This window comes from Deltaproteobacteria bacterium HGW-Deltaproteobacteria-18 (genome assembly GCA_002841885.1).
GTDB lineage: Bacteria > Desulfobacterota > Desulfovibrionia > Desulfovibrionales > Desulfomicrobiaceae > Desulfomicrobium.
This window is the reverse complement of sequence record PHBE01000001.1, coordinates 133,172-159,310: the sequence shown is the minus strand read 5'-3', so window position 1 is coordinate 159,310 and position 26,139 is coordinate 133,172. Positions and strand designations below refer to the sequence as shown.

Annotated in this window: 24 protein-coding genes and 1 riboswitch; of the genes, 13 read left to right on the top strand and 11 right to left on the bottom strand. The window is 61.5% G+C overall.

Annotated features, from left to right (window positions below; genetic code table 11):
• Positions 1-7: 7 nt before the first annotated feature.
• From thiD to CVU60_00670, 7 genes are all read right to left on the bottom strand, one after another.
• Complete coding sequence (gene thiD / locus CVU60_00700) at positions 8-823, bottom strand: bifunctional hydroxymethylpyrimidine kinase/phosphomethylpyrimidine kinase (protein ID PKN43574.1); 816 nt, start codon at positions 821-823, stop codon at positions 8-10.
• Positions 820-1,455 carry a thiamine phosphate synthase gene (gene thiE, locus CVU60_00695; GenBank protein ID PKN43573.1) on the bottom strand — a complete coding sequence of 212 codons (636 nt, stop codon included), beginning with the start codon at positions 1,453-1,455 and terminating at the stop codon, positions 820-822. The genes thiD and thiE overlap by 4 nt, the downstream gene beginning before the upstream one ends.
• Entirely contained in the window at positions 1,448-2,263 is an 816-nt protein-coding gene (locus tag CVU60_00690; protein ID PKN43572.1) for a hydroxyethylthiazole kinase, read from the bottom strand. Before CVU60_00690 ends, thiE begins: the two co-directional genes overlap by 8 nt.
• 66 nt (positions 2,264-2,329) lie before the next feature.
• A riboswitch (TPP riboswitch) is annotated at positions 2,330-2,423 on the bottom strand.
• Positions 2,424-2,460: 37 nt separating this feature from the next.
• Positions 2,461-3,249, bottom strand: coding sequence for a GGDEF domain-containing protein (locus tag CVU60_00685; protein ID PKN43725.1), 789 nt, complete (start codon positions 3,247-3,249; stop codon positions 2,461-2,463).
• 2 nt (positions 3,250-3,251) lie between these two features.
• A complete protein-coding gene (locus tag CVU60_00680) occupies positions 3,252-3,629 on the bottom strand; it encodes a hypothetical protein (GenBank protein ID PKN43724.1) in 378 nt (125 codons plus the stop codon).
• 28 nt (positions 3,630-3,657) lie between these two features.
• Positions 3,658-4,194 carry a hypothetical protein gene (locus tag CVU60_00675; GenBank protein PKN43571.1) on the bottom strand — a complete coding sequence of 179 codons (537 nt, stop codon included), beginning with the start codon at positions 4,192-4,194 and terminating at the stop codon, positions 3,658-3,660.
• Complete coding sequence (locus CVU60_00670) at positions 4,191-6,242, bottom strand: hypothetical protein (protein PKN43570.1); 2,052 nt, start codon at positions 6,240-6,242, stop codon at positions 4,191-4,193. The genes CVU60_00675 and CVU60_00670 overlap by 4 nt, the downstream gene beginning before the upstream one ends.
• A gap of 234 nt (positions 6,243-6,476) precedes the next feature.
• Between CVU60_00670 and CVU60_00665 the strand changes: the two genes are divergently transcribed.
• Genes CVU60_00665 through CVU60_00655 form a run of 3 tightly spaced genes read left to right on the top strand, consistent with a single transcriptional unit; the run spans position 6,477 to position 10,760 of the window.
• Entirely contained in the window at positions 6,477-7,730 is a 1,254-nt protein-coding gene (locus CVU60_00665; protein ID PKN43569.1) for a hypothetical protein, read from the top strand.
• Positions 7,727-10,042 (top strand): hypothetical protein, encoded by a 2,316-nt coding sequence (locus CVU60_00660; protein PKN43568.1) that lies wholly within the window; start codon positions 7,727-7,729, stop codon positions 10,040-10,042. The genes CVU60_00665 and CVU60_00660 overlap by 4 nt, the downstream gene beginning before the upstream one ends.
• A gap of 55 nt (positions 10,043-10,097) precedes the next feature.
• Positions 10,098-10,760 carry a phosphoadenosine phosphosulfate reductase gene (locus CVU60_00655; protein ID PKN43723.1) on the top strand — a complete coding sequence of 221 codons (663 nt, stop codon included), beginning with the start codon at positions 10,098-10,100 and terminating at the stop codon, positions 10,758-10,760.
• 284 nt (positions 10,761-11,044) lie between these two features.
• Here the strand turns inward: CVU60_00655 and CVU60_00650 are convergent, their stop codons facing one another.
• From CVU60_00650 to CVU60_00635, 4 genes are read right to left on the bottom strand one after another with little or no spacing between them, the layout of a single operon-like run.
• Positions 11,045-12,304 (bottom strand): recombinase RarA, encoded by a 1,260-nt coding sequence (locus CVU60_00650; GenBank protein PKN43722.1) that lies wholly within the window; start codon positions 12,302-12,304, stop codon positions 11,045-11,047.
• Between the two features lie 5 nt (positions 12,305-12,309).
• Entirely contained in the window at positions 12,310-12,786 is a 477-nt protein-coding gene (locus tag CVU60_00645) for a tRNA (adenosine(37)-N6)-threonylcarbamoyltransferase complex ATPase subunit type 1 TsaE (protein PKN43567.1), read from the bottom strand.
• Positions 12,783-13,238, bottom strand: coding sequence for a hypothetical protein (locus CVU60_00640; protein ID PKN43566.1), 456 nt, complete (start codon positions 13,236-13,238; stop codon positions 12,783-12,785). Before CVU60_00640 ends, CVU60_00645 begins: the two co-directional genes overlap by 4 nt.
• Positions 13,214-14,770, bottom strand: a complete 1,557-nt coding sequence (locus CVU60_00635; GenBank protein PKN43565.1) for a bifunctional ADP-dependent NAD(P)H-hydrate dehydratase/NAD(P)H-hydrate epimerase — start codon at positions 14,768-14,770, stop codon at positions 13,214-13,216. Before CVU60_00635 ends, CVU60_00640 begins: the two co-directional genes overlap by 25 nt.
• Positions 14,771-15,037: 267 nt before the next feature.
• Between CVU60_00635 and CVU60_00630 the strand changes: the two genes are divergently transcribed.
• The 10 genes from CVU60_00630 to CVU60_00585 all read left to right on the top strand — a co-directional run bounded on the left by CVU60_00630 (position 15,038) and on the right by CVU60_00585 (position 26,116).
• Positions 15,038-16,183: a spermidine/putrescine ABC transporter ATP-binding protein PotA gene (locus CVU60_00630; protein PKN43564.1), complete on the top strand. Its 1,146-nt coding sequence runs from the start codon at positions 15,038-15,040 to the stop codon at positions 16,181-16,183.
• Positions 16,173-17,024: a spermidine/putrescine ABC transporter permease PotB gene (locus CVU60_00625; protein ID PKN43563.1), complete on the top strand. Its 852-nt coding sequence runs from the start codon at positions 16,173-16,175 to the stop codon at positions 17,022-17,024. The genes CVU60_00630 and CVU60_00625 overlap by 11 nt, the downstream gene beginning before the upstream one ends.
• On the top strand, positions 17,024-17,788 hold the full coding sequence (locus CVU60_00620; protein ID PKN43562.1) for a spermidine/putrescine ABC transporter permease PotC: 765 nt from the start codon (positions 17,024-17,026) through the stop codon (positions 17,786-17,788). The genes CVU60_00625 and CVU60_00620 overlap by 1 nt, the downstream gene beginning before the upstream one ends.
• The gene (gene potD, locus CVU60_00615) at positions 17,785-18,813 is read left to right on the top strand and encodes a spermidine/putrescine ABC transporter substrate-binding protein PotD (protein ID PKN43561.1); all 1,029 of its coding nucleotides are present in this window, start codon (positions 17,785-17,787) and stop codon (positions 18,811-18,813) included. The genes CVU60_00620 and potD overlap by 4 nt, the downstream gene beginning before the upstream one ends.
• Before the next feature lie 13 nt (positions 18,814-18,826).
• Complete coding sequence (locus CVU60_00610) at positions 18,827-19,216, top strand: hypothetical protein (protein ID PKN43560.1); 390 nt, start codon at positions 18,827-18,829, stop codon at positions 19,214-19,216.
• 69 nt (positions 19,217-19,285) lie between these two features.
• The gene (locus CVU60_00605; protein ID PKN43559.1) at positions 19,286-20,593 is read left to right on the top strand and encodes a serine dehydratase subunit alpha family protein; all 1,308 of its coding nucleotides are present in this window, start codon (positions 19,286-19,288) and stop codon (positions 20,591-20,593) included.
• Positions 20,594-20,625: 32 nt separating this feature from the next.
• Entirely contained in the window at positions 20,626-21,951 is a 1,326-nt protein-coding gene (locus CVU60_00600; GenBank protein ID PKN43558.1) for a UDP-glucose 6-dehydrogenase, read from the top strand.
• 256 nt (positions 21,952-22,207) lie between these two features.
• Entirely contained in the window at positions 22,208-23,206 is a 999-nt protein-coding gene (locus CVU60_00595; GenBank protein ID PKN43557.1) for an ABC transporter substrate-binding protein, read from the top strand.
• Between the two features lie 129 nt (positions 23,207-23,335).
• Positions 23,336-24,421, top strand: coding sequence for an ABC transporter ATP-binding protein (locus tag CVU60_00590; protein PKN43556.1), 1,086 nt, complete (start codon positions 23,336-23,338; stop codon positions 24,419-24,421).
• A 9-nt stretch (positions 24,422-24,430) separates the two neighbouring features.
• Positions 24,431-26,116, top strand: coding sequence for an ABC transporter permease (locus CVU60_00585; GenBank protein ID PKN43555.1), 1,686 nt, complete (start codon positions 24,431-24,433; stop codon positions 26,114-26,116).
• The last annotated feature ends 23 nt before the right edge of the window (positions 26,117-26,139 follow it).

The window sequence follows — 26,139 nt, the reverse complement described above, 5'->3', positions numbered from 1 at the left end:
TGCACGGCTATTCGAAGAACCGGTGGAAGTGATGCACCGGCCCGTGTCCCTGGCCGATGACGTAGGCGGCTCCGGCCCGGATGGCCTGGCTGATGTATTCCTTGGCGTTGCGGACGGCCGTTTCCATGTCTTCGCCTCTGGCCAGGTTCGAAGCGATGGCCGAGGACAGGGTGCAGCCCGTGCCGTGATTGTTGCGGGTCGGGATGCGCACTCCCGGCAGGGTCACGACGCGCTTTTCGGAGCCGATGTAGAGGACGTCGTCGCTGTCTCCCGATTCCAGATGTCCGCCCTTGACCAGCACGCTCCCCGGGCCCATGGCCGCAAGGTCGGTCAGTGCCTCCATGGCCGCCCCCGGGGTGGCTATGTCCCGGCCCAGCAGCACCGAGGCTTCGGGCAGGTTGGGCGTGATGAGCGTGGCCATGGGGATGAGTTCCGATTTCAGGGCGTCGATGGCTTCGTCCTGGAGCAGCTTGTCTCCGCTCTGGGCCACCATGACCGGGTCGAGCACGATGATCCCCACCCCGTGTCTGGCCAGGCCCATGGCCACGGTGCGGATCAGCTCCGGAGAGAAGAGCATGCCGATCTTGACCGCGTCGGCCCCGATGTCGCCCAGCACCGCGTCCATCTGTGCGGCCACGAATTCCACGGGCACTGCGTGGATGCCGGTCACGCCCAGGGTGTTCTGGGCGGTCAGGGCGGTGATGACGCTGGCCCCGTAGCAGCCGTGGGCCGCGATGGTCTTGAGGTCGGCCTGGATTCCCGCCCCTCCGCCGCTGTCGGACCCGGCGATGGTCAGTACCCGGTGATATTTGCGCTGGTTCATGAAAGCTCCTTGGCTGCATGAATGATGGTTTTGAGTTCGGCGGCGGCTTTCCCGGGATCGGGGGCCGAGACGATGGCCGAGACCACGGCCACCCCGTCGCACCCGGCGCGGATGACTTCGGCCGCGTTGCCGGGACCGATGCCGCCGATGCCGACGAGCGGGAGGGACACGGCCGCGCGTATGGCGGCGACGCCGTCAAGCCCCAGCGCCGGGGCCGTGTCGGTCTTGGTGGGCGTGGAAAAGACGGGGCTTACGCCCACATAGTCCGCGCCTTCGGCCTCGGCGCGGATCGCGTCCGCCACACATTCGGCCGAGATGCCGATGAGCATGTCCGGTCCCGTCAGGCGGCGGGCGTCGGCGATGAGCATGTCGGTCTGGCCCAGGTGCACGCCCTCCGCACCAACGGCCAGGGCCACGTCGATGCGGTCGTTGATGATGAGCGGGACGCCGGTTCCGGCCAGCAGTTCACGCACGGCCCGCGCCTCGGTCACGAATTCGCGGGTCGCGCAGCGCTTTTCCCGCAGCTGCACGCAGGTCACCCCGCCGGCCACGGCGGCGCGGACGATGTCCACGGTGGAGCGGCCACGGGACAGTTCCCGGTCCGTGACCAGGTACAGGGACAGATCAGGCATGGTGTTCCTCGCGGATACGGCATTCATTGGCCAGTTCCTCGGGAGTCAGGTTGAAGAGGGCGTCCAGAAGATGAATCTGAAAGGAGCCGGGGCCGTCCGCCAGTGCGCCCGCCCTTTCTCCGGCCAGTCCGAAAAAGGCCAGGGCCGAGGCGGCGGCGGAGACGGGGTCGGGATCAACGGCATGGAAGGCGCCGACCAAGGCAGTGGCGGAGCAGCCCGTGCCCGTGACGTAGGGCATGAGCGAGTGTCCGCCCTCGATGACAAGCGTGCGGCGGCCGTCGGTGACCAGATCGGTGGGGCCGGTGATGGCCAGGACCGTGCCCAGTTCGCGGGCCAGGGCCCCTGCGGCCTTGGCCGCCTCCTCGATGGAGTTTGTGGAGTCCACACCTTTGGTTGCAGCATTCTGTCCGGCCAGGGACAGGATTTCGGAGGCATTGCCGCGCACCACGCTGACCTTTGTCCAGGCCAGAATGGATTTGGCGGCCTCGGTGCGCAGTTCCGTCGCCCCGGAGCCCACCGGGTCGAGGATGATGGGCTTGCCCAGCGCCGTGGCCTTGCGTCCGGCCTTGAGCATGGACGCCACCCACAGGTCGGTAAGGGTGCCGATGTTGAGCACCAGCGCGCCGGCGTAGGCGACCATCTCTTCGACTTCGTTTTCGGCATGCGCCATGACCGGGGATGCACCGCAGGCCAGAAGGGCGTTGGCGGTGTAGTTCATGACCACGAAATTGGTGATGTTGTGGATCAGGGGCTTTGTCTGACGGAGGACGCGCAGGTTCTCTGCGGCCTTCATGGCAAGATCGGACACGGTGCACCTCGCACTGCTGTTGGTGTTTGGGGCAGCAGGGGCGAGGAATGGGGGGATTGGCCGGTTACGGCCTTACGTCTTGCAATTCCCTTCGCTGGCATGATCCAGATCAGGTTCAACGGGTATCATCTCAGGCTCCTCGCCACCCCTGCAAAAAACTCATTTCTGGCTAGGACAAGCCGGATTGGCTGTCAAGCTCACTCACCGACGACACAGTTCCGCCCGGCGTCCTTGGCCTTGTACAGGGCTTGGTCCGCGCGCAGCAGGGTGGTGTCGACACGCTCGCCGGGACGGTGGATCGTGAAGCCGATGCTGACCGTCGGGGCAGGAATCTCGTCGTTGATCCTCTGCGCCTTTGTCACGGACTGACGCAGCCGTTCCGCCACGATCGGGGCGTTGGTCTGGTCGCAGGACGGGAAGAGGAACAGGAATTCCTCTCCGCCCCAGCGTGCACACAGGTCGTATTCGCGCAGGGAGAGTTCCAGGGCACGGGCCACGGCCTGCAGCAGCCGATCTCCGGCAGCGTGACCGAAGTTGTCGTTGACCGTCTTGAAATGGTCCAGGTCCGCGATCATGACGGCAAATCCGCCGTCAGGTTCACGCGTTGCCCGGGAAGCGGCCTCTTCCAGACGAACGGTCATGTAGCGGCGGTTGGGCAGGCTAGTCAGGGAATCGTAGTTGGAGGCGTGCTCCAGGCGTTCCTTGAGCTGATGCAGCATGGTCTGGTACTGGTCGCTAATGCGCACGATCTTTTCCAACTGCCTGACTTTCTTCTCGTAGTTGGCCAGATAGCCCTGGCTGCGTTCACGTTCGGCGGCCTGAAAACGGTCCGCGATGTGGGTCAGGCGGTCCAGCAGGCGCTGCTGGTCGAGATAGCGCTCGAAGAGTTCTCCCAGGGCCTCCTTCCATCCGTCCGGAGGTGTGTCCGCGCTCAGAATGGTCTCGATGCTCCGCTCCAGACTGTCTTCGGGCGGATACTGTTGCATGGTCATGACCTCGGGGCGATGGTGAAAGGAAAGGTGCAGTCTTCCTTGAATTCCTCGGCCAGTTCGCCGACGCGCTCGTTGTCGGGATCGTAGCACCAGTCGACACTGACCGGGCGCCCTGCCAGATGGGACTCCTCCAGACGGTCGAAAATGTCCATCATGGCCCGGATGCTGCTGGTGTTCAGATAGATCAGCTGCAGGTCGAAGGCGAGGGGCCGGTCGTCGTTCTTCAGAAAATCGTCGATCCAGTCGATGATCGGCTGAAAGAATTCAAAGGGGTTCTCGGGATATGAATCTCCAGCCATGAAGACACGTCCCTGCTCGTTGTCGGCACGGACCATCGGGGTGCTGGATGTCTGGTGTATTTCTAGGTTGTTCATGCTCTTCTCGTACATTTATTGATTCTTTCTACAACATCACACGCAGGCTCAGGAAGCTTCTTTGAACGTCAATGTCGCGCACCGTGGCGGTAAGAGGGCGTGATGCCTTGCGGGCCATGTCGATGAGTCCCAGACCGGCGCTGCCGTTCAGGCCTTCACGCGGCTGACGCAGCTGGGTCTTGAAAAGGGTTTTGAGTGCGGCGCGGTCAAGGACCGCCAGTTCGTCCACGCGATCCTTCAGGGTGATGCCGTCCTCGCGGGTGACGACATTGCCAGCGCTGATCACGTAGTGTTCGCTCTCGCGGGATACGACGATGGCCGCGCTGGCCGCGCCCGTCAAATCCGGGTGCTGGTCCGCGTAGCGCCGGATGTTCTGGGTCATTTCGATATAGACGGAAAAAATGTCGGCCACGGCACTGGGCGCTTCCTGCTGATGGTTGAGATAGTCGCGCAGGGCGCGGCCGATCTCTTCGATCAGGGCGGCGTTGATGGGGCCGTTGAAGCAGACCATGATCTGTTGACGGTCAAAAATTTCGCGCAGGTCGTATAGGTCTGGCGTGCTCATGAAACGGTCTCCTCGGAGGAATCTGCCGGCGTCTGGTCGAAACGAAAGGCCAGCACGGTGATGTCGTCGCGTTGCGGGTATTCTCCCCGGTACTCCTGCAGGGCTGCTGCAAGGGCTTTTTCCTGGGCTTCGAGCGCCAGGCCGGAGTGGGCCTCAAGCCAGTTCACGAAGCCGGTTCGTCCGAAAGGCAGACCCCTGTCTCCCCCGGATTGGTCCAGAATTCCGTCCGTGACAAGATAAAAAACACTGTCCGGTTCAAGCTCCAGAGTTCGGCAGGTGAAGCTTCTGGACCTGCGGTCGTTGATTCCGCCCCGATCTCCCCGGTAGTGTTCGACCTGCGCTCCCCTGGCAGTGAAGAGGTCGATATGTGCTCCCGCGAAATGAACCTTTCGGGTCTCCCATTCGACGAAGCACAGCCCGACGTCCATGGACGTGGCCAGACGCTCCAGGCGTTTGGTGTCCGGCATCATGGCGCGCACGGCCTTGTCCGCACTCTCCAGCAGCGCGGCCGGGTTGTTCCAGCTCTGCTCCAGGGTGGCTCGTTCAAGGGCCGCGTGAGCGATCATGGTCATGAAGGCTCCCGGCACTCCGTGACCCGCGCAGTCGATGACGCCGAACAGACAGCCCTCGGCACGTTCCCGGTAGAGGTAGAAGTCGCCGCCGACCACGTCGCGCGGATGCCAGACCACGAAATACTGTCCGTGCAGGCGCTCGCCGAGTTGCCGATCCGGAAGAATGACCCGCTGGATGAGGCTCGCGTAGCGGATGCTTTCGGTCAACTGGCGATGCGTGTTCGACAGCTGTGCATGGGTCGCTTCCAGCTCGGCTGTACGTTCGGCCACCCGTTGTTCCAGTTCCCTGGTGTGCGCCTGGACCTGGGAGGCCATGCTGTCGAAGGCGCGCGACAAGGCTCCGAGTTCGTCGTTCCGGTTCGATTGCAGCCGGGTGTCGTAACGCCCCTCGGCGATGCTGCGGGCCGAATCGGTCAGAACCAGCAGCGGGTGCAGGACAAGGCGGTCAAAGCCCAGGGTCAGGGTCAGAATGACCAGCAGCAGAATCACGGCACCCCCGGCAAGGGCCAGGTGAATGATATCCGTAGAAAGGATGCCCTCGGCCGCCGGATTGACGCTGCTGACAACAGTCCAACCCAGCTCCGGGAGGTGCGCCAGGGCCATCATGCGCGTCCCCTGTTCCGTGGCGACCTGCAGCGGAAGCACTTGCTCGCCCCTGCGCCTGGTCTCGGCCAGGGCGTGGGCAAAGGCCTCGTGGTCGCGGTTTCCGTTCAGTTCGGCGAAAACGGTCTTGGAGGATTCCTGTTTGCCCATGGCCCCATACTCGATCCTGTCCGGGTCCGGATGGGCCACGATGCGTCCCTGGGAGTCGATGATGAAACTCATGGCGCCGGCCGATCGGGGCGCGAGCATGGTACTGAGGAACCTGTCCAGCTGCATGCCGGTGCCGACCAGCCCGAGGGGCATGCCCGCCGCGTTGCGCACCTGCACGTTGATCCACAGGTTGGTCACCTTGAGGGTGGCGTCGGGGTTGACGTTCAGGGTGTAGGGGACCGGGACGTCCATGGTCGAAAAATACCAGGCGTCGTCGGCTTTGCCCGCTTCCAGTGTGTAGCGATATCTGGCGCTGGGGCTTTTGGGGTCGGCGTAATAATAGGCCAGCGTGCGGTGATGTATGACGAAATAGGACTGGTCGGCGAACGCTTGGCGAAATCCCGTGGCCTCGGCCAGAAAGTGGGAGCGAGAGAAGGCATCCTGTTCTTTCAGCAGCCAGTCCTCAAGGGCGCTGAGGCCAGCGAAACGCTGGGCTATGGCCAGTTCGCGGCCGACCAGGGCCTGGATTTTCTCACGGGTAAGCTGCGCTTCCGCAACGGCCAGTCTGCGGCTCAGGTCCGTTGTCAGGTCGCTCAGTACCCGTTGACCTACCGCGAAGGAGAGCAGCAGGACCGCCGCTGATATGAACAGCAGCAGGGTCCCGACCTTGCGGCGCAAGCCGGAGGCACGCTGGTCGTCGGGGAGCTGGGCTGGATTGTTCATGACGTCTGCCTGCAGGGGTTGTCGGACTATTTGGTTTTATGAAGTTTATACCGAATTTTCAGTACATTGCAATGACTGTGGCCTAGTGTCAACTCAGGATTCCATGAAGACAAGCGTACTTGTTTTTGTAAGACTTGGCTCTTGTGCTTGCCGGTGCTCGAGTCGTATTTTAATGTATGACAAGTGGATGGAGTTTTGTCCGGCCTTGTGCCATGCTCGGCGGATGCAGGCGCGATGGCGTCAATGCGAGGGGCGATCATGAAGGATTTTGTGCGCAGACACGATTTTTTTTCCGTGTTTTTTTCGGGTCGCCGTATTCCATTTTCATGGCCCGGCGCCAGGGCAGTCATGATCTGCGCCGTGAGCGTGGTGGCGTTTTTTTTCTGGATGTCCGCCATCTGCCAGGCTCAGCCGGTCCAGCCCATCAGGATCGGGAGCATCTTTGCCAAGACCGGGCCTGGCGCGGAGGAAAATTCACCCAATTACCGAATGGTCATGCTCGCCGCCAGACAGATCAATGCAGGGGGAGGTCTTTTGGGTCGCCCCGTCGAAGTGCTGGAATTCGACACCGGGAGCTCGGCCCTTGGAGCACGGCAGGCGGCCATGGCAGCCATTGAAGCCAGGGTCGCGGCCGTAGTCGGCCCTTCCTGGAGTTCGCAGGCCATGGCCATGGGGCCCGTGCTTCAGGAGGCGGGAATTCCCATGCTCGGCTCGACCACTACCGCTCCGGAGGTCACCGAAATCGGCGATTTCATTTTCAGGGTCTGCTATACCGACGCCCTGCAGGCCAGTGCGCTGGCCGGCTTTGCCTATGACGAGCTGAAAGCCCGACGGGCCATAGTGGTGACCATCGCCGGAGATGTCTACAGCGAAGGGCTGAGCGCCGGTTTCATCGAGCGGTTCGCCGCACGCGGAGGCAAGGTCGAGGCGCAGCTGCGCTATCTTCAGAACGCCATGAACTTTGATGAGCAGGTTCGCGTCGTCGGCGAAAAAGCTCCGAATCTGGTTTTTGTGGCTGGTTTCACCCGCGATTCGGGATTGTTCCTCAAGCAGGCGCGTAGCGCAGGTCTGGACATGCCCATCCTGGGCGGCGACGGATGGACGGCACTGGAACACTATCCCTATCTTGATCCGGCCAAGGGCGAAAACTATTACGTCTCCCACTGGCACCCCGATTCCGGTTCAAAAGCCGGTCAAGAATTCCTTGCCCTCCTGCTGGAGGAGTTCGGGCCGAACGCCCTGCAGATGATCGACGCCGGCAACGCCAATGCATATGACGCCATGGGCCTGTTGGCCGACGCGATCTTGCGGGCCGGCAGCGACTCTCCGGCCGCCATTCGCGACGCTCTGGCCGTGACCGAAAAGTATCCGGGCGTGACGGGGCTCATAACCTTCAAGAATTCGCGCGATCCCCAAAAGTCTCTGGTCGTTCTGCGCATTACCCCCGACAAGGTCGAATTCGTGAAAAGGGTGGATCCGGAGCGATGAACAAAAGCATCTCCCAGCGAATGAATCAGGATATCCTGATCACCTTCGCCGTGATCGCAGTCCTTTTTGTCGCCCTGGCCAGTTTCATGCTGGTGCGCTGGAAGGACGACAATATCCATATCGTCTGCCGCATCCTCGATACCCTGGCCGCCAGGGAGCAGGACAGTCTGGCCAATGAACTCTTCGAGCGGCGCATCCGGGCCCTCGACATGCGTCTGGCCGAGATCAGCATGGTCGAGGACGTGTTGCGGGTCGAACTGTACCATGCACAGGGTCTCCCTCTGGCCGCCGCGTCGAAGGGCACGGCGGTGGAGGTCTCAAAGCCGCTTGACGTTGATCGCTGGGACCCTGCTCTGGGCTATGCCTTCGATCATGACTTCTCGGCATTGCGCTTCACCCGGCCGATCGTCGCGGCGGGCGAAACCATCGGGTGGCTGCGCATCAACCATGACCTGTCTCTTTTGCGCAAGCAGACACTCAGTTTTTTCGTCTTCATGTTCGGCATTCTCGTCATGACCCTGCTCTGCACGCAGCTGTTGTTGCGTCGCCGTTTGCGAAAGTCTGTGGTCAGTCCCCTGCGCAGCCTTGGAACGGCCATGCGGCAAGTGAACACCGAGACCCGCAATTTCAAGGTTCCGGCTTTGAAGGCTGATGAGGAAATCGCGAATCTTGGCCGGGCCTTTCAGGAGCTGCTGGAACGTCTGAACACCTCCTACCGCGATCTCGATGACGCGCATCAGGCCCTGGCCCGGAGCGAGCGGCGGCTTTCCCGTGCCATTCTGGCAAGTTCCGACGGCATCTGGGAATGGTCTTTCGACACCGGACAGGCCTATTTCAGCCCTCGCTGGTACGAGATGCTCGGCTACGCGGACCAGGAACTGCCCATGAGCTTTCAGACCTGGAAGGATCTTTGTCATCCCGAGGATTTTTTACAGGTTTATCCGCAGATTCAAGATGTCGTGAACTCCAACGGGGCCAAGTCGTACAACTCCGAATTTCGCATGCATACGAAATACGGGGACTGGAGATGGATTCTGGGACGCGGCGATGTCATCGAACGCGACGCCGCCGGAAAGCCGCTGCTTTTGAGCGGGACCCATACCGATGTCACCGAGCGGCGTCTGGCCGAGGAGAGGCTCCGTCAGTCCGAAGAGAAGTTTTCCCAGCTTTTCCGCCTCTCGCCTGATGCCATCGTGCTGCTCGTCGTCGGCAGCGGACGCCTTGTCGACGTCAACGAGTCCTTTACGAACATCTCTGGTTACAGCCGTGAAGAGGCTTTGGGCCGGACGCTCATGGATCTGAGCATTTACCGTAATTCCGGGGAACGCGAAGAAATCTACAGACGTCTTGAGCACGACGGTTTTCTGCGCGACTTTGAATTCGAGGCCCTGCACAAGGACGGCTCCACCGTGGTCAGCGCCATGACCTGCCAGACCCTGGAACTCGACGGAGTTCCGCACCTGCTGGCCGTGCTGCGCGATATCACGCAGATGAAGAAGTTGCGGGAGGTCATGATCCAGAGCGAGAAGATGCGCTCGGTGGGGGGCATGGCCGCGGGCATCGCCCACGAGATCAACAATCCCCTGGGCATCATCCTGCAGGCATCCTACAACCTCGTGCGGCGCACGCGGCCCGATTTCCCGAAGAACAACGAGATTGCGCAGAGCATAGGACTGGATATGGAGCTCATGGCGCGTTACATGCGCGCACGCAAGCTCGACCTCTTCATCGCTGACATTCAGGAGGCGGCCACGCGGGCTGCGGGTATCATCCGGCGCATGCTGGACTTTAGCAGACTGGCGGAATCGGGGCGCTCCCAGTGCGATCTTGGGACCATCATCGAACACTCCCTGACGCTGGCAAGGAATGATTACGATCTGAAGAAATTCTACGATTTCAAGAAAATGGACTTGCGGGTAGTTGTCGAGGAGGGGCTCTGCAAGCTGCCCTGCACCGAGACGGAGATCGAACAGGTGTTTCTGAACATCCTGCGCAACGCGGCCCAGGCCATGGCCGAGGTCACGCCCCCCGTCGAGAATCCGCGTCTGGAGATCCGGGCGTTCGGCGTTGGCGATCGGGTCAGGATCGAGATCGAGGACAACGGACCCGGCATGAAGGCGGATATCAGCCGGCGCATCTTCGAGCCTTTCTTCACCACCAAGCCGCCCGGACAGGGTACGGGCCTGGGGCTTTCCGTGTCCTACTTCATAGTGACCAAGGGGCATGGCGGCACCATGGATGTCGAGTCCGATCCGGGGCGTGGGACGCGCTTCATCATTGAACTTCCGGCGGAAAATCAAAGGCGGGAATAATGCGTTGTCTTTTGAAATGTGTACGGGACGCGGTCTGCCTTGGGCGGGTCGGGGCATGACTCTTTCCGAAAAAGAGGCCCTCGCCAGGAATCGCATGGTCGAAGTGCTGAAGCGTTTCGGTCCCGGCGCGACCGTGGGCTGGACCGGAGGCAAGGATTCGACCGTGGTGCTGGCCCTGTGGCGGGAGGTGCTGCGCGAGCATGCAGGTCCGGCGCCGGTGCGTGTCCTGAACCTGGATACAGGCTGCAAGTTTCCGGAAGTACTGGACTTTCGCGATCGCCTGACCCGGGAGTGGAATCTGGAACTGCATGTCGCACGTCCCGAAGTCGAGCTGACACGCTATGCGTTGGCCGTGGACCCGGTGGCCTGCTGCGGCGATCTGAAGATCCGTCCCCTGAACGAGGCCGTCGCACGACTTGAAATTCCGGCCCTGCTGACCGGCGTGCGCGCCGACGAGAATCCGGACCGGGCCGACCGGCCATGGCTGGAGGATCACGGAGATCACGTCCGGGCCCTGCCCATCCTGGAATGGACGGAGCTGGACGTCTGGACCTTCATGGTGCGCGAGTCCATCCCGTGGTGCACCCTCTACGACCAGGGCTACCGGTCGCTGGGCTGCATGCCCTGCACCTTGCGCTCGGCCCGGGGAGAGCGCTCGGGGCGGGATTCGGCCAAGGAGGAGAGGATGGGACAGCTCAGGAGCCTGGGTTATTTTTAGGGATACCGCGTTTCTGATACGCCTCAATGTCATTCCCGCGCAGGCGGGAATCCATGCCTTTCCATGAAACGGGAATAGCGACGGCGCGGTCGCGCTCCGGTGCACCCCGGGCGATGGCCGTCGAAACTCCTTCGCGGGCCTCGTAAGGCTCAAGCGTTGCGTGACAAGGCGCGAGGCCGTGACAGCGCGTCAGGCAACGCGTGAGCCTTGCGATGCCTGGCTCAGTCAAACAGTCGACGGCCCTCGCCCGGGCCGCACCGGAACGCTCGGGCTTTTGCATTAAGTCATCCCGTCCAATCCTTGGCATCCTTTCCCTTGGGTCTCAGGCGAGAGGCCTTGAGTTTGCGGGTCCAAAGGGCCAGGCGTTCCTCGTGGCCCTGGTTCTTGGCCTGATAGAAGACGCGGCCTTTGAGTTCCGGGGGCAGGTAGTCCTGTTCGACCCAGGCTTCGGGATAGGCGTGGGGATACTTGTAGCCCTGGCCGTAGCCCCACTCCTTTTGCAGGCTGGTGGAGGCGTTGCGCAGGTGCAGCGGCACGGGCTTTGCGCCGTTGGTGCGGATTTCCTTCACGGCCGAGAGGTATCCGGCGTAGGCCGAGTTGCTCTTGGGCGCCAGGGCCAGATACACGGTGGTTTCGGCCATGGGAATCCAGCCCTCGGGCATGCCGACGCGTTCCACCGCCTGCTCGCAGGATACGGCCAGGGGCAAGGCCATTGGGTCGCCGAGGCCTACGTCCTCGGCGGCCGAGAGGATCAGCCTGCGGCAGATGAAGCGCGGGTCTTCGCCGGTCTCAACCAGGCTGGCCAGGTAGTACAGTGCCGCATCCGGGTCCGAGCCCCGGATGGACTTGATCAGCGCCGAAGCCAGCTCGTAATGTGAATCGCCTTCCCTGTCTCCGCGCAGCACGATCTCCGGCAATCGGGTCTTGAGCTGATCGGGTTCCAGATCCTTTTCTTCGAGTCCCGCCGCAAATTCCACCAGATTGAGCATGGTGCGCGCATCCCCACCAGAGAGCGTGGCCAAAAGCTCCAGACTTTTTTCCGGGATGAGCGAGCCGAGTTTTTCCATGCCCCGCTTGCCCACATCCACCAGTTCAGGCATGCCGAGCGAGCGCAGGCGCAATACGTGCAGCCGGGAAAGAAGCTGGCGCGTGACGCTGAAGGACGGGTTTTCCGTGGTCGTGGCGATGAGCGTCAGTTCGCCCGTCTCAAGGAGCGGCAGGAAGAAATCCTGCTGGGCCTTGGAATAGCGGTGCAATTCGTCCAGGATCAGGATTTCCTTGTCCTGAAGCTGTTTGCGCAGGGCGGTGATGCCCACCTCGGGAGCGCTGACCCGCACGAAGGGCTTGCCCGCGTGTTTGGCCAGCAGCAGGGCCACCGTGGATTTGCCGCAGCCGGGAGGGCCGAAGAGCAGCAGGCTCGGCAGGTCCTTGGACTGCATCAGGGTGCGCAGGCGCTGGCGAAAATGGCTTTGGCCGATAAAGTCGTCGAGGGACTCCGGGCGCAGGGATTCGGCGAGAGGTCTTTTTTGGGACACGATGATAATTCCGGCTAAATGCTTGCGGCCTTTTCCAGGCAATCCAGAAAGGCCTGGGCTTCGGGCCCGTGGGCGGTGATCTGCACGGTTCTGGCCTCTGCCTCGGCTGTCCAGAACATGTCGATGTGGGAGTCTGGCATGCTGTCCTTAGGGAGGAATTCGGCCCATTCCAGCAGGCAGAAGTGGTCCGGAGCGAAGAGGGTCTCTTCCAGATCGGGATCAAAGCCCCGGCCCTCGGTGCGGTAAAGGTCGAAATGCCCCACGGGCGGCGTCGTGGGGTAGAGGTTCAGGATGTTGAAGCTGGGGCTGCTGACCTCGGCGTTTTCGCTTCCCGGCAGATTCTGGACCAGTTCCCGGATGAAGGTCGTTTTCCCGGCCCCGAGCTGGCCGTGCAGCAGCACGGGGGGGAGGGCCGGGCTGTCCGCGACGCAGGCCGCAAAGGCCTGCGCCAGGGCGGCCGTCGCTTCAAGAGAGGTCAGGACAAGGATCATGAATGCGGAATCAGCGTTTTGATGACGTCTTTCTTGCCGACAACCCCCAGCAGTTTGCCGTTGTCCGTGACGGGCAGGGTGTGGAACTTCTTGTCGACCATGAGGGCCGCGATCTCGTCGATGGTCATGTCCGGGCCGATGGTGACCACTTTGGTGCTCATGGCGTCGGAAACCTTGGAAGCGGCGATGCGTTTGACTTCCGCCTCGAGCAGGGCCGAGGAGGACAGGGGCACGAAGCCGTCCAGCAGGGTGAAAAGAGAGGGGATGGGCAGGCTTTTCTGCATGCGGACCAGATCGCTCTGGCACAGAATGCCGACCAGGTGGCCGCTTTCATCGACCACGGGAAGTCCGTTGACACCCTTGTCAAGCAGGATCTTCACGGCTTCGGTTATGTCTGCCTCGGGGCTGATGGTGATGACCTCGGTGGTCATGATATCTTGAGCTGTACGCATTTTTTCCACTCCTTCAGGGCGGTTGGCAGGTGATCGGCGATTTCCATGGGTGTGTTGCCCCGGTATGGGAAATCATCGGCGAGCTGAGTGCCCGCATACCCGTGCCAGTACACGCCGATCTGGGCGGCGGTCAATGGCGGGTGCCCCTGGGCCATGAGACTGCCGATGATTCCGGCGAGCACGTCGCCCGATCCGGCAATGGCCAGGTTGGGGGCACAGAACGGAGATATGGCGATGGGGTCCTCGTGCCCGGCGACAATGGTCGCCGCGCCTTTGAGGACCAGATTGACGCGGTGTCCAAAAGAGAATTCCCTGGCAAAGCTGGCCCTTGAGAGATTGATGTCCCCAGGCGTGACCCCGAAGAAATTGGCCATCTCCCCGGGATGCGGGGTCAGTACGGCGTCCGGACCGGTGAGAGTCAGGAGATCGGGGCGCTGGGCCAGCAGAAAGAGGGCATCGGCGTCGTAAAGGGTCCTGGCGTGAGGATTGGTCAGATAGCGCTCCAAAAATGCCATGGCTCCATCACTGCGTCCAAGGCCGGGCCCGAAGACCACGGCCGAGAAGCGCGAAAGGCTAGGCAGGAGGGAATCGAAGCAATCGGCGCTCCATTGATCCGAATCGCCAAGGCCCAGGGTCATGACTTCGGGAAAGCTGCCGTAAGCCGGAGTCAGGGCCTTTGGGCAGGCTATGCTGACCAGACCCGCGCCGGAGCGGAAAGCCGCACGGGCCGCGAGCATGGGCGCTCCGGTCAGCCCGGGGGAGCCCCCCAGGATCATGATGTGCCCCGCTTCTCCCTTGTGCATGGTCGAGCCCGGTTCGGGCAGCAGGTTCGCAAGATTCGGTCCCAGGGCGATGTGGGTGGGCGGGTGCTGTTCCTTGATGTGTCGCGGAATGCCGATCTTGGACGTGACCAGCTTGCCGATATGGCCTTTGGCTGGTGGCAGGAACAACCCGAGCTTGGCCTCCTCGAAGGTCACGGTCAGGTCGGCCTCGACCGCGATGGGCATGGGTTGGCCCGTGGTGCCGCTGAGCCCCGAGGGGATGTCCAGGGACAGGACATAGGATTCTGCGCCGAGCTTGTTGATGGACTTGATCCAATCCTTCATGCTCGGGCGCAGCGGGCCCTCGAAGCCGGTTCCGAGCAGGCCGTCCACGATGATGTCGATCTTTGGCACCAGATCCATTTCGTATTCGGGCAGGTAGGAGCAGGGGATGCCCATGTCCATGGCCAGTTTCAGGTGGTAGGCGGAGTCATGGGTATACTGCGCGAGATGCTTGGCGTGCAGGATGAGGACTGTCGCCCCCAGATTGACCAGATGCCTGGCGAAGGCGAAGGCGTCGCCGCCATTGTTGCCGGGACCGGCAAAAACCATGACCGAGGCACCACGCAGGGGCCCGAATTCTTTTTTGAGGGCATAAAGAGCGGCCCTGCTGGCGTTTTCCATCAGGATTTGTCCGGACAGTCCGAATTCATCAATTGTCAGTCTGTCCCAGCGGGACATTTCCTCGGGAGTGGGCAAAAGGGTAACCATTTGATCTCCTTCACGTGAGGTCTTCGTCTTTGTCTTCCAAAGTGGAATCCAGGGCCCGGTTGCGGCCTGCTTGATATGAGAGGGCTCTGTGCCATTATTTTTCGTCATGCGCCACCCATGTCCTTTTCCTCACGATCTTGTCCCCGGGTCAGGCCGCATACGGGAAAATTGTCCTTGACTCGGCACTCTATCTTCTCCAAAAAAAAGGGCTTGCTGGGAATTGTCGCCATGTCTGCGCCCCGGCTGAATTATTTGTCTGGAGGGGTCATGACGGATTGCGCGGCGCAGAGTCAGGCATTGCCGGTGGTTCAATTACGGAACGTGGCAAAGAGCTACGAGGGGCAGCATGCCTTGACGGACGTGTCTCTCGACGTGCAGCGCGGAGAGTTTCTGACCATCCTTGGGCCTTCCGGTTGCGGCAAGACAACCATCCTGCGTCTCGTGGCCGGTTTTGAAAGCGCCACCGCCGGAGTCATCTCCATTGACGGCAAGATCGTGACCGATCTCCCACCGGAGCGACGCAACGTCAATACGGTCTTTCAGAGCTACGCTCTTTTTCCGCACATGAATGTCTTCGACAACGTCGCCTTCGGGCTGCGCATGAAGAAGCGTTCTGCCGCCGAGATCGGCATCGAAGTGCGTGAGACCCTGCGCCTGGTTCAGCTCGAGGGCTTCGAGTCGCGCATGGTCGGCAAGCTCTCCGGCGGACAGCAGCAGCGGGTGGCCATCGCACGCGCCATCATCAACAGGCCGCTCGTGCTGCTTCTGGACGAACCGCTCTCCGCCCTTGATTACCGGCTGCGCAAGCAGATGCAACTCGATCTGAAACATTTGCAGCGCAAGCTCGGCATCACCTTCGTCCTCGTCACCCACGATCAGGAGGAGGCCTTTTCCATGTCCGATCGCGTTGTGGTCATGAACAACGGCCACATCGAGCAGATCGGCACTCCGGTCAGCGTCTACGAGGAACCCCGCAACCTTTACGTGGCCCGCTTCGTGGGCGAGATCAACATCATCGATGCCGAGGTGGTGGAACTGGGCGAGGGACGCGCCAGGGTGCGGGCGCAGGGACTGGACGTGTTCATGCGCACCAGCCACGCCTTCCGGCCGCAGGAGAAGGTCCACATCCTGCTGCGTCCGGAGGATCTGCGAGTCGAGACCCTGAAGGACCTGGCCGAGGACCCCGAACTGGAGGATGTCTTTTCTCGCGATCGTTCCCTGGTAGGCACGGTGGAAGAGACCATCTACAAGGGCGCGACCTACGATGTCGTGGTCAGGCTGGATGCAGGTGGCACCGTCACGGCCACGGAATTTTTCAACGAGGACGACGAGACCGTCTATTTCAAGGCTTCGGACCGGGTGGCCGTGAGCTGGGTCGAGGGCTGGGAAGTGGTGCTGCCATATGAAAAATGACGGCTTCTTCAAGCTTGCCGTCATTGTCGGCGTCATCTGCTGGATGGCGATTTTCGCTTTTGTGCCCAACATACTGGTCTTTTTGGCCAGTTTCAGCTCCACGTCGTCCGCCAATTTCATCGAGCCCGGCTTTTCCCTGAACAACTACGCCCGGCTGATGGACACGACGCATCTGGACATCCTGCTGTCATCCCTGCGCCTTTCGGGCCTGGTCACGGTCATCTGCCTGGTCACGGCCTATCCTTTCGCCGCCATTCTGGCCCGGACCCGCAAGCCGCTTCGCAACACACTGCTGCTCCTGGTAGTCATCCCTTTCTGGACAAATTCCCTGGTGCGCACCTACGCCATGACCGCCATGCTCAACTCCAGCGGCATCGTGAACAACGTGCTGCTGTTTCTGGGCATCATCGATTCGCCCCTGGCCATGATGTACACCCCCGGGGCCGTGGTGCTGGGGCTTGTGTACACGCTGCTGCCGTTCATGATCCTGCCCCTTTACGCGGCTCTGGAGCGGCTCGACCGCCGCTATCTCGAAGCGGCGCGGGATCTGGGCGCAAGCCCCTGGCGGGCGTTCTGGAAAGTGGTCGTGCCCCTGACCATGCCCGGCATCGTCTCCGGCTGCATGCTGGTTTTCCTGCCGGGTATCGGCATGTTCTACGTGTCCGACGTGCTGGGCGGTGCCAAGGCCATGCTGCTCGGCAACTTCATCCGCGACCAGTTCCTGACCACCCGCGACTGGCCTCTTGGCGCTGCGGCCAGCGTGACCCTGACCGTGCTCATGGGACTCATGCTCCTCCTGTACTGGAAAAGCGCCGCCCGGCTGGGCAGGAAGGAGGCCTGATGCGAAAACTGCGCGCTCTTTACGCCACGCTGGTCTTTGTGTTCCTGTATCTGCCGCTTGGCGTCATGGTCGCCTATTCCTTCAACTCGTCCCGGTTTTCCATGGCCTGGAAGGGCCTGACCCTGGACTGGTACGTGAAACTTTTTGGCAACACCGCGCTCATGCAGGCGGCCCTGCATTCGCTCTTGATCGCGGCCCTGGCGGCGACCTGCTCCAGCATCCTCGGCACGCTCGTCGCCATGGCGTTGCAGCGCTGGCGTTTTCCGACGCGCAAGATCATCCGCACCTCGCTTTTCGTCATGATGATGTCACCTGACATCGTCATCGGCATTTCGCTTCTGGTGCTCTTCATGGCCCTGTCCCTGCCGCTGGGCTTCTGGACCCTGCTCATGGCCCATGTCACTCTTTGCGTGCCCTTTGTCAGCATCACCGTCTACGGCCGGCTCCAGGGGTTCGACCCGCATGTGGTGGAAGCCGCCCGGGATCTCGGGGCAGGGGAGTACGAGGTCTTTCGCCACGTGGTCCTGCCCATGGTCTTTCCTGCCGTCCTGGCCGGTTGGTTCTTGAGTTTCACCCTGTCCATCGACGACGTGATCATCAGTTTCTTCACCACCGGACCCACCTTCGAGGTCCTGCCCTTGCGAATTTATTCCATGGTCCGCCTGGGACTCAAGCCCGAGGTCAACGCCCTGTGCGCGATCATGATTCTTATAACCGTTGTGGCGGTCTTCGTGTCGCAGCGCTTTCTGAAGGAGAAATCATGAAAAGATTGGTACTGACGGTCCTGTGCCTCATGCTGGCCACCCAGGTTCTTGCGGCATCCAAGGAACTCTATGTCTACAACTGGTCCGAATACATGCCGGACAGTGTGCTTGAGGATTTCACGAAGGAGACCGGGGTCAAGGTCATCATGTCGACCTACGACAGCAATGAGGCCCTGTATGCCAAGATCAGGATGGTCGAAGCCAAGGGATACGATCTTGTCGTGCCGTCCACCGATTTTGTGGCGCGCATGCACAAGGAAGGCCTGCTCATGAAGCTGGACAAGTCCAAGCTTGGCAATCTTGGCAACCTCAATCCCAAGCTCATGAACCAGTCCTTTGATCCGGACAACACCTACAGCGTGCCCTACATGTGGGGATCAACGGCCATCGCCGTGAACACCAAGGATCCTGCCGCAGCCTCGGTGACTTCCTTCGCCGACCTGTGGAAGCCTGAACTGGCCGGCAAGATCCTTTTGCCCAACGACATGCGCGGCGTGATCGGCATGGGCCTCAAACGGCTCGGTTATTCGCTGAACGAGACCGACCCGGCCAAGGTCGCCGAGGCCTGCGAGCTTCTGCTGCCGCTCATGGCCAGCGTGCGTGTCTTTGATTCCGACTCGCCCAAGCAGGCCCTGCTCAACAACGAGGTGCAGGCGGCGGTGCTCTGGAACGGCGAGGCGTACATCGCCACCAGTGAAAATCCGGATATCCGCTACGTCTACCCGGCGGAAGGCTACAGTCTCTGGATCGACAATCTGTGCATCCCCAAAAATGCGGGCAACGCGGACAACGCCCATCTCTTCATCGACTATCTCCTGCGCCCCGAAGTGGCGGCGTTCATCTGTCAGGAGATGGGCTATTCCACTCCCAATCTGGCAGCCCAGGCGATCCTGCCCGAAGACGTGCGCGGCAACGCCATTGTCTACCCTGCGTCAGAAGAAATGGCTCGGGGTGAATTCGAGACCGACCTTGGACCCGCCGTGAAGGCGTATGAGGAATGCTGGATGCGGCTCAAGACGCAGTAGCAGGAAGACTTGGATGGATCTTCGAGGCGCGTCCCGGCGGGGGCGCGCCTTTTTTGCTGTATTTGTCGGGCACGTATGTGCCGATCGTGTTGCAAATCGCCTTTTTGTGGGATTGCCGTTGGAATTCGCGCCTGGACATGTTAGAAGGTTCAGCGAATGCATCAAAGTGGTAAACATCTTTGCCTTACATGAATTTATTCTGGGGGTGACCATGGATTCCGAATTGCGCAAGCGCCTGGATGACTTTTTCGATGTGGGTTTCGGCAAGACCACCGGCATCGACACGGCCCTGGAGATCACCAAGATTTACGCCGGGTCGGCGGCGGCCGATCCGGACAAGATTCCGGATCTTTTTGTGCGTCTGGTTCAGCTTTTCGAGCCCCGGCTTGATGTCCGCGACTAGCGCTGAATTGACAGCCCTGCCCAAGTCGGCCATGAACTCGGCTTTTGCGAACATTTTCGTGAGGCTTCAATGAGCTTTTGCGTCAAGGATATTCTGCGTATGCAGGTCGCGCCGGCACTGGGCTGCACCGAGCCCGTGGCCGTGGCCCTGGCCGCCGCCGCTGCCGCCGCCGTGCTGCCGGGCAGGCCCGAGCGGCTGGATTTGTGGGTCGATCCCAATATTTACAAGAATGGTCTGGCCGTGATCATTCCCGGCACGGGAGGTCTCAGCGGCCTGGATCTGGCCGGGGCGCTGGGCGTTTTCGGCGGCGATGCCGCGCTGGGCCTGGAAGTTCTCGAACCGCTGACCGACGAGTCCGTGCAGACCGCCCGGACCCTGGTGCGCGACGGCGGGGTGACCCTCAATCTGCTGCATGAGCAGCGCGGTCTTTTCATCCGCGCCGAGGTTTTTGACGGCTCGCATGTGGCCGAAGCCGTCGTTCGCGACATGCATGACAACGTGGTCAGCGTGAGCCTGGACGGCGCCTTGCTGCCGCGTGCCCAGACTTCGGGGAAAGTCGCCGCATCGAGCGAGATGCCGCGCCTCGAAGCCTGGATCAAGGGCCTGTCCCTGGAGGATCTGGTCCGTCTGCTCGACGACCTGGACGACGAGGACCGTGAATTTCTGATGGAAGGGGTGCGCACCAACGTGCGTCTTGCCGAGCATGGCCTCAAGTTCGGGCCCGGTCTTGGCATAGGCAAGGCCCTGGACCGGCTGGTCCGGCAGAAGCTCGTCTGCCGGGACATGATTCTGGCCGCCCGCATCCTGACCTCGGCCGCCTCCGACGCGCGCATGGGCGGGGTAAAGCTTCCGGCCATGAGTTCCGCCGGGAGCGGCAACCACGGGCTGACCGCCATCCTGCCCATCTGGGCCATCCGCGAATTCATCGTCTGCGAAGAGAAGGACGTGCTCGAAGCCATGGCGCTCAGTCATCTGGTCACGGCCTACGTCAAGGCCCATACCGGACGCCTTTCCGCCATCTGCGGCTGCTCCGTGGCGGCCGGGGCCGGAGCCAGCGCCGGAGTGGCCTACCTGCTGGGCGGCAACCTGGCCCATATCGCCGGGGCCATCAAAAACATCATCGAGGACCTGGCCGGGGTCATCTGCGATGGAGCCAAGGCCGGCTGTTCGCTGAAGCTGGCCACGGCTGCGGGAACGGCCGTGCAGGCCGCGCTTTTTTCGCTGCAAGGCGTCAATGTCATGGATACCGACGGCATCATCGGCACTTCGCCCGAGCAGACCATGCAGAACATAGGCATGCTCAGCACCGAAGGCATGATCGAGACCGACCGGACCATTTTAAAAATAATGCTGGCCAAACGCTTCTCCGGATTCTGATTCAAGGCGCCAGCCAAAAGGAGTACATTCCAATGAACATATGCATTGTAGGAACGGGTTACGTAGGGCTGGTGTCAGCGGCCTGCTTCGCCGAGATGGGCAACGCGGTGACCTGCGTCGACATCAACCCCGATGTCATCGAACGGCTGAAGAAAGGCGAGGTGCACATCTACGAGCCCGGCCTTGAGGCCATGGTCCGTCGCAATTCCCAGGAAGGCCGCCTGACCTTCACCACGGAACTGGCCGAGGGATTGAAAGACAGCCTCTTCGTTTTTTGCTGCGTAGGCACCCCCGAGGGTGAGGACGGCACCGCCGACCTGCGCTACGTGCATCAGGTGGCCCGCGACGTGGGACGCCAGATGAACGACTACAAGATTATCGTGGACAAATCCACGGTACCCGTCGGCACCGCCGACAGCGTACGCGCCACCGTGCAGGAGGAGCTGGACAAGCGTGGGCTCCAGATCGAGTTCGACGTGGTCTCCAACCCCGAGTTCCTGAAGGAAGGCGACGCGGTCAACGATTTCATGAAACCCGACCGCGTGGTCGTGGGCACGGACAACGTCCGCACGGCTGAGCTCCTGAAGAGCCTCTACGCACCCTACGCCCGCAGTCGCGAGAAGCTGATCGTGATGGGCGTGCGCAGCGCGGAAATGACCAAATACGCAGCCAACTGCATGCTGGCCACCAAGATCTCCTTCATCAACGAGATCGCCAACATCTGCGAGAAGGTCGGGGCCGACGTGCGCGACGTGCGCCATGGCATCGGGGCTGACCATCGCATCGGCTACCAGTTCATCTATCCCGGCGTGGGTTACGGCGGGTCCTGCTTCCCCAAGGACGTGAAGGCCCTCATCGGGACGGCCCAGGGTGTGGGCTACGAACCGCAGCTCCTGAATGCCGTGGACGAGGTCAACGACCGCCAGAAGACCGTCATAGCGCGCAAGATCGAGGCCTATTTCGCCGAGCAGGGCGGGGTGAAGGGCAAGACCCTGGCTTTGTGGGGCCTGGCCTTCAAGGCCAACACCGATGACATGCGCGAGGCTCCGTCCCTGGAACTGATCCGCCACCTGACGGACCTGGGCATGAAGATTCGCGCTTTCGATCCCGTGGCCGGCTCCAATGCCCGCCGCATTCTGCAGGACAACCCGCTGGTGGAAATCTGCGAGGACCAGTACGAGACGCTTCAGGGCGCCGAAGCCCTGGCCGTGGTCACGGAATGGAACCAGTTCCGCAACCCCGAATTCGCCAGGATCAGGAAGGCCCTGGGTGCCCCCATCCTCTTCGATGGCCGCAACCTCTACTCCCCGGCCCTCATGGCGGCGGAGGGGTTCGCCTATTTCTGCGTGGGCCGCTAGGCCTGGTCGTTTTCATGAATCAAGGCCCCGTTCGGAGAAATCCGGGCGGGGCCTTCGCAGTTTTGCGCGCAGCGGGAGCGCATCCTTTTTCCATGTCTTTGCGGCGTTGCGCACCAAGCAGTCGTCCGAGCATTTGTATTGATTTTGTCGCGTTGACATCCCCCTGCCGCAGGGCTAAGTTTTTGCGCATAATTGTCATTCTTGTGTCACAGTTTCGTAACATTGGGGCCTGTCGGGTCCGAAGGAGGTTGTGTCGATGAAAAGATTGGTGGTTGTGATCGCGATTCTGTTGTGCCCGGTTCTGTCCGCCCAGGCGGCGGAACTGGACCCGGCCAAGGCCAAGGCCGAGGGCACGGCGACCTTTTATGCCAACATCACTGCGGTGGAACCGATCATGGAGGCTTTCGAGGCCGACACCGGGGTCAAGGGCGCGTACACCAGAATTTCCACTTCGAAATTCCTCGCCACGGTCCTGACGGAATTCGAGGCGGGCAAGCTCATGGCCGACGTGGTGCAGGGGCCGCTTCCGGTCCTGGAGATCCTTAAATCCAAGGGCGTGCTCGCCTCCTACAGTTCACCCGCCGCCGCGGGTTACGCGGACTGGACCAGGAAGGACGACACCATTCAGCTTTTCGGCATCGAGTATGTGGGGCTCATCTACAATAAAGAACTGGTCAAGGCGGCCGACGTTCCCAAACGTTACGAGGATCTGGCCGATCCCAAGTGGAAGGACAAGATCGTCATGGCCAACCCCGCCAATCATGCCACCACAATCTCCTGGCTGGTGGGCCTCAAGGAAACCGTTTTCGCGTCCGAAGAGGAATGGATGAGCTTTCTCAAGGGGCTGGCAGCCAACAAGCCCATGTTCGTGGCCTCTTTCGGCCCCACGCCGGCTCCGGTGGAGAGCGGCGAGAAGCTCATCGCCATCTCCATGCCCAAGTACATTATCACCAAGGCTCCGGCCCCCCTGGACTGGGCTCGGGTGGAACAGCCGTTGCTCGGCACTCCGCGCGCCATCGCCGTGACCTCCAAGGCCCCGCATCCCAACGCCGCCCGTCTTTTCGTGGACTACTGGCTGTCTGAAAAGGCCATGGGCGTCCTGGCCAAGGACGTGGGCGAATACGTCCTCGCGCCCGGTGTCTATCCGCCCATTGACGGCATGGACAAGGCCACGGTCATGCCCATCCGCGATCTCTCCGACGAGGAGATCCAGAAGTGGGGCGACCAGTTCAAGGTCATCTTCGACGTGCAGTGATCAGCGGCAGGCCGTCCGGACCATCGGTCCGGGCGGCCTCCTCTTCCGGGCGCAGAGTCCATCAGCCTAAACCTCACCGCCTTTCGTACCCGGCCGGGTCCGGTGCGAAGGCGCTTATGGAAACTCACCATGGAGATCAAAATCCAAGGCGTCAGCAAGCATTATTTTTCCGAAGGCAAGACCATAAAGGCACTGGATGACGTCACCCTGACCATCCCGGCCAATCAGATCTTCACGCTGCTCGGTCCGAGCGGGTGCGGGAAGACTACGCTGCTTCGGTGCATCGTGGGCCTTGAATCGCCCGATTGCGGAGAGATCAGCATCGGCGACGAGGTGGTCTGGTCCAGGGACAAGGGCATCTACGTGCCCACGGAAGAGCGGGGCCTGGGCATGGTTTTTCAGACCTACGCCATCTGGCCGCACATGAACGTTTTCGACAACGTCGCCTATCCGTTGCAAACCCGGAACGTGCCGCGGGACGTCATTCGCCGCAAAGTCGAGAAGACCCTGCATTTCGTGCAATTGGAAGGCTTCGAGAAACGTCCGGCCACCAAGCTTTCCGGAGGCCAGCAGCAGCGCGTGGCCCTGGCCCGGGCCTTGGTGGCCGAGCCCAAGGTCATCCTTTTCGACGAACCGCTCAGCAATCTGGACGCCAAGCTGCGCGAGGAGACGCGCAAGGAGCTGCGGACCTTTCTGACCGAGCTGTCCATCACGGCGGTGTACGTGACCCATGACCGCATCGAGGCCCTGGCCCTGTCCGATTCCATTGCGGTCATGCGCTCGGGGCGGATCATCGAGATCGGTTCTCCGCAGAAAATCTATTTCGACGCGGATCACCGTTTCGTGGCCGACTTCATTGGCCGGGCGAACCTGATCCCGGCCAAGGTCGTCAAGCAGACCGAAAACGCCACCGTGGTCGAGAGCCCCCTTGGCGTCATCAATTGCCAGAAGCGCGATTTGGCCGAGGGCGCGTCGGTGACCCTGTGCCTGCGTCCGGAGTTCATCCGCGTGGCTCCGGGCAGCGGCGAGGCGGGAGCCAATGTGGTTCGGGGCAAGGTCGAAACCCTGGTCTTCATCGGCGAAGCTTTTGAGATGGAGATACGGGCCGGTGGCGAACTGCTGCTGGCCAAGGTCGATGCCGACACCCGCACCCAGGTCGGGGACACGCTGCACTTCACCCTTGATCCCGCCCACTGCCTGCTGGTCGCGGTTTAGGGGGAAATCATGGACGCCAATCGATCGAAACTGACGTTTTCCCTGATTTTCATTGTGGGAGTCTTGACCGTCTGTCCCGTGGTCATGCTCGTCATCGGCAGCTTTTCCGAAGGCCTGACCGCTTTTGGAACCTTCACCCTGCAGAAATACGTCGAGGCCTACACCGACCCCGCCTTGGCGGAAATCATCCTCAACACCGTGGTTTTCGTTCTGGGCTCGTCGACCCTGGCCACGGTCCTGGCCCTGTTTCTGTCGTATCTGAACAACCGCACGGACATTCCCTGCAAGTTCATGTTTCGGATCATCTCCATCATTCCCATGATGATTCCGCACATTCTCTTTTCCGTGAGCTGGGCGCTGCTCTTGAACCCCTCCAACGGGCTCATCAACCTGGTGCTCAAGCAGGTCTTGTTCCTTGATCACGCGCCTCTCAACATCTATTCCCTGTGGGGCATGATTCTGGTCGAGGGACTGCTCGACCTGCCCATCGCCTATCTCATCATCGCCCCGGCCATGGCTTCCTTCGATGTGGCCCTGGAAGAGTCGTCCAAGGTCTGCGGGGCCAGCCCCTTGAGAACCCTTTTGCGCGTCACCCTGCCGGTGCTTCGTCCGGCCATCCTGGCCGCGTTCATCCTGGGCGTGGTGCGCAGCCTGGCTTCCTTCGCAGTGCCGTCGGTCATCGGCATGCCCGGCCGGGTCTACGTCCTGGCCACCCATCTGTACCAGATGATCGCCACGGGGTTTTCCGTGGACTACGGCAAGGCGGCGGCCATCGGCATGAGCGTTCTGGCCGCGTCCGTCACGCTCATCCTGGTCTATCGGGCATTGACGAGCGAGAGCGAAAAATACGTGACCATTTCCAGCCGGGGCTACCGACCCACGGTCATCCCCCTCAAAGGAGCGCGGATTCCCCTTTTCGCCGTGGTGGCCCTGCTGTCGTTCGTGCTCATCGTCCTGCCGGTGGTGGTGCTCTTCTATACCTCCCTGGTTCCGTACTCCATGGTGCCCAGCGCCCGCGCCTTCTCGCTCATGAGTTGGAAGCACTGGATCGAGGTCCTCAAAGATCCCATCTCCCTGCTGTCGCTCAAGAACAGTCTGATGCTCGGATTGGGCGGAGCCACGCTGGGAGTGACTCTGTCGGTCTTCGTGGCCTACACCATCGTCAAGGTCCGGACCAGGGCCGCAGGCATCCTTGAATCGTTGAGTTTTTTGTCCTTTTCCTTTCCCGGCATCGTCATCGGCATGGGGTTCATGTGGTTTTTCGTGCGCACGCCGCTCTATGCCACCATCTGGGCGCTGCTCATCGGCTACATCGCCACCTATCTGCCCTACGGCATCCGCCCCCTGGCCAGCGCTTTCATCCAGGTGCACAGCCATCTGGAGGAATCGTCACTGGTCTGCGGGGCCAGCCGCATGACGACCATGCGCCGCATCATCATTCCGCTGCTGGTGCCGGGCATGGTCTCGGGGTGGATTCTCATGGCCACCATGTTCGTGCGCGAACTGACTCTCTCGGTGGTGCTGTCCCGCCCCGGCACGGAGGTACTGGCCGTGCAGATCCTGCGTTTCGCCGAGGACGGGCTGTGGGGCAGGCTTTCGGCCCTGGGGATCATGATGATTTTCATCTCCACGATTCTGGTCATCCTGGCCAATCTGGTCGGGGCCAGATTCAAGCCGATGGAGGGCGGGGGATAGGTTTTGGCCGCTCAAGGAGGGCT

Excerpts from the sequence above, each read along its gene's own strand:
- thiD (PKN43574.1), bottom strand. The coding sequence starts at position 823 with ATGAACCAGCGCAAATATCACCGGGTACTGACCATCGCCGGGTCCGAC.
- thiE (PKN43573.1), bottom strand. The coding sequence starts at position 1,455 with ATGCCTGATCTGTCCCTGTACCTGGTCACGGACCGGGAACTGTCCCGT.
- CVU60_00685 (PKN43725.1), bottom strand. The coding sequence starts at position 3,249 with ATGCAACAGTATCCGCCCGAAGACAGTCTGGAGCGGAGCATCGAGACC.
- CVU60_00680 (PKN43724.1), bottom strand. The coding sequence starts at position 3,629 with ATGAACAACCTAGAAATACACCAGACATCCAGCACCCCGATGGTCCGT.
- CVU60_00675 (PKN43571.1), bottom strand. The coding sequence starts at position 4,194 with ATGAGCACGCCAGACCTATACGACCTGCGCGAAATTTTTGACCGTCAA.
- CVU60_00670 (PKN43570.1), bottom strand. The coding sequence starts at position 6,242 with ATGAACAATCCAGCCCAGCTCCCCGACGACCAGCGTGCCTCCGGCTTG.
- CVU60_00665 (PKN43569.1), top strand. The coding sequence starts at position 6,477 with ATGGCGTCAATGCGAGGGGCGATCATGAAGGATTTTGTGCGCAGACAC.
- CVU60_00660 (PKN43568.1), top strand. The coding sequence starts at position 7,727 with ATGAACAAAAGCATCTCCCAGCGAATGAATCAGGATATCCTGATCACC.
- CVU60_00655 (PKN43723.1), top strand. The coding sequence starts at position 10,098 with ATGACTCTTTCCGAAAAAGAGGCCCTCGCCAGGAATCGCATGGTCGAA.
- CVU60_00645 (PKN43567.1), bottom strand. The coding sequence starts at position 12,786 with ATGATCCTTGTCCTGACCTCTCTTGAAGCGACGGCCGCCCTGGCGCAG.
- CVU60_00640 (PKN43566.1), bottom strand. The coding sequence starts at position 13,238 with ATGCGTACAGCTCAAGATATCATGACCACCGAGGTCATCACCATCAGC.
- CVU60_00635 (PKN43565.1), bottom strand. The coding sequence starts at position 14,770 with ATGGTTACCCTTTTGCCCACTCCCGAGGAAATGTCCCGCTGGGACAGA.
- CVU60_00630 (PKN43564.1), top strand. The coding sequence starts at position 15,038 with ATGACGGATTGCGCGGCGCAGAGTCAGGCATTGCCGGTGGTTCAATTA.
- CVU60_00625 (PKN43563.1), top strand. The coding sequence starts at position 16,173 with ATGAAAAATGACGGCTTCTTCAAGCTTGCCGTCATTGTCGGCGTCATC.
- CVU60_00620 (PKN43562.1), top strand. The coding sequence starts at position 17,024 with ATGCGAAAACTGCGCGCTCTTTACGCCACGCTGGTCTTTGTGTTCCTG.
- potD (PKN43561.1), top strand. The coding sequence starts at position 17,785 with ATGAAAAGATTGGTACTGACGGTCCTGTGCCTCATGCTGGCCACCCAG.
- CVU60_00610 (PKN43560.1), top strand. The coding sequence starts at position 18,827 with ATGGATCTTCGAGGCGCGTCCCGGCGGGGGCGCGCCTTTTTTGCTGTA.
- CVU60_00605 (PKN43559.1), top strand. The coding sequence starts at position 19,286 with ATGAGCTTTTGCGTCAAGGATATTCTGCGTATGCAGGTCGCGCCGGCA.
- CVU60_00600 (PKN43558.1), top strand. The coding sequence starts at position 20,626 with ATGAACATATGCATTGTAGGAACGGGTTACGTAGGGCTGGTGTCAGCG.
- CVU60_00595 (PKN43557.1), top strand. The coding sequence starts at position 22,208 with ATGAAAAGATTGGTGGTTGTGATCGCGATTCTGTTGTGCCCGGTTCTG.
- CVU60_00590 (PKN43556.1), top strand. The coding sequence starts at position 23,336 with ATGGAGATCAAAATCCAAGGCGTCAGCAAGCATTATTTTTCCGAAGGC.
- CVU60_00585 (PKN43555.1), top strand. The coding sequence starts at position 24,431 with ATGGACGCCAATCGATCGAAACTGACGTTTTCCCTGATTTTCATTGTG.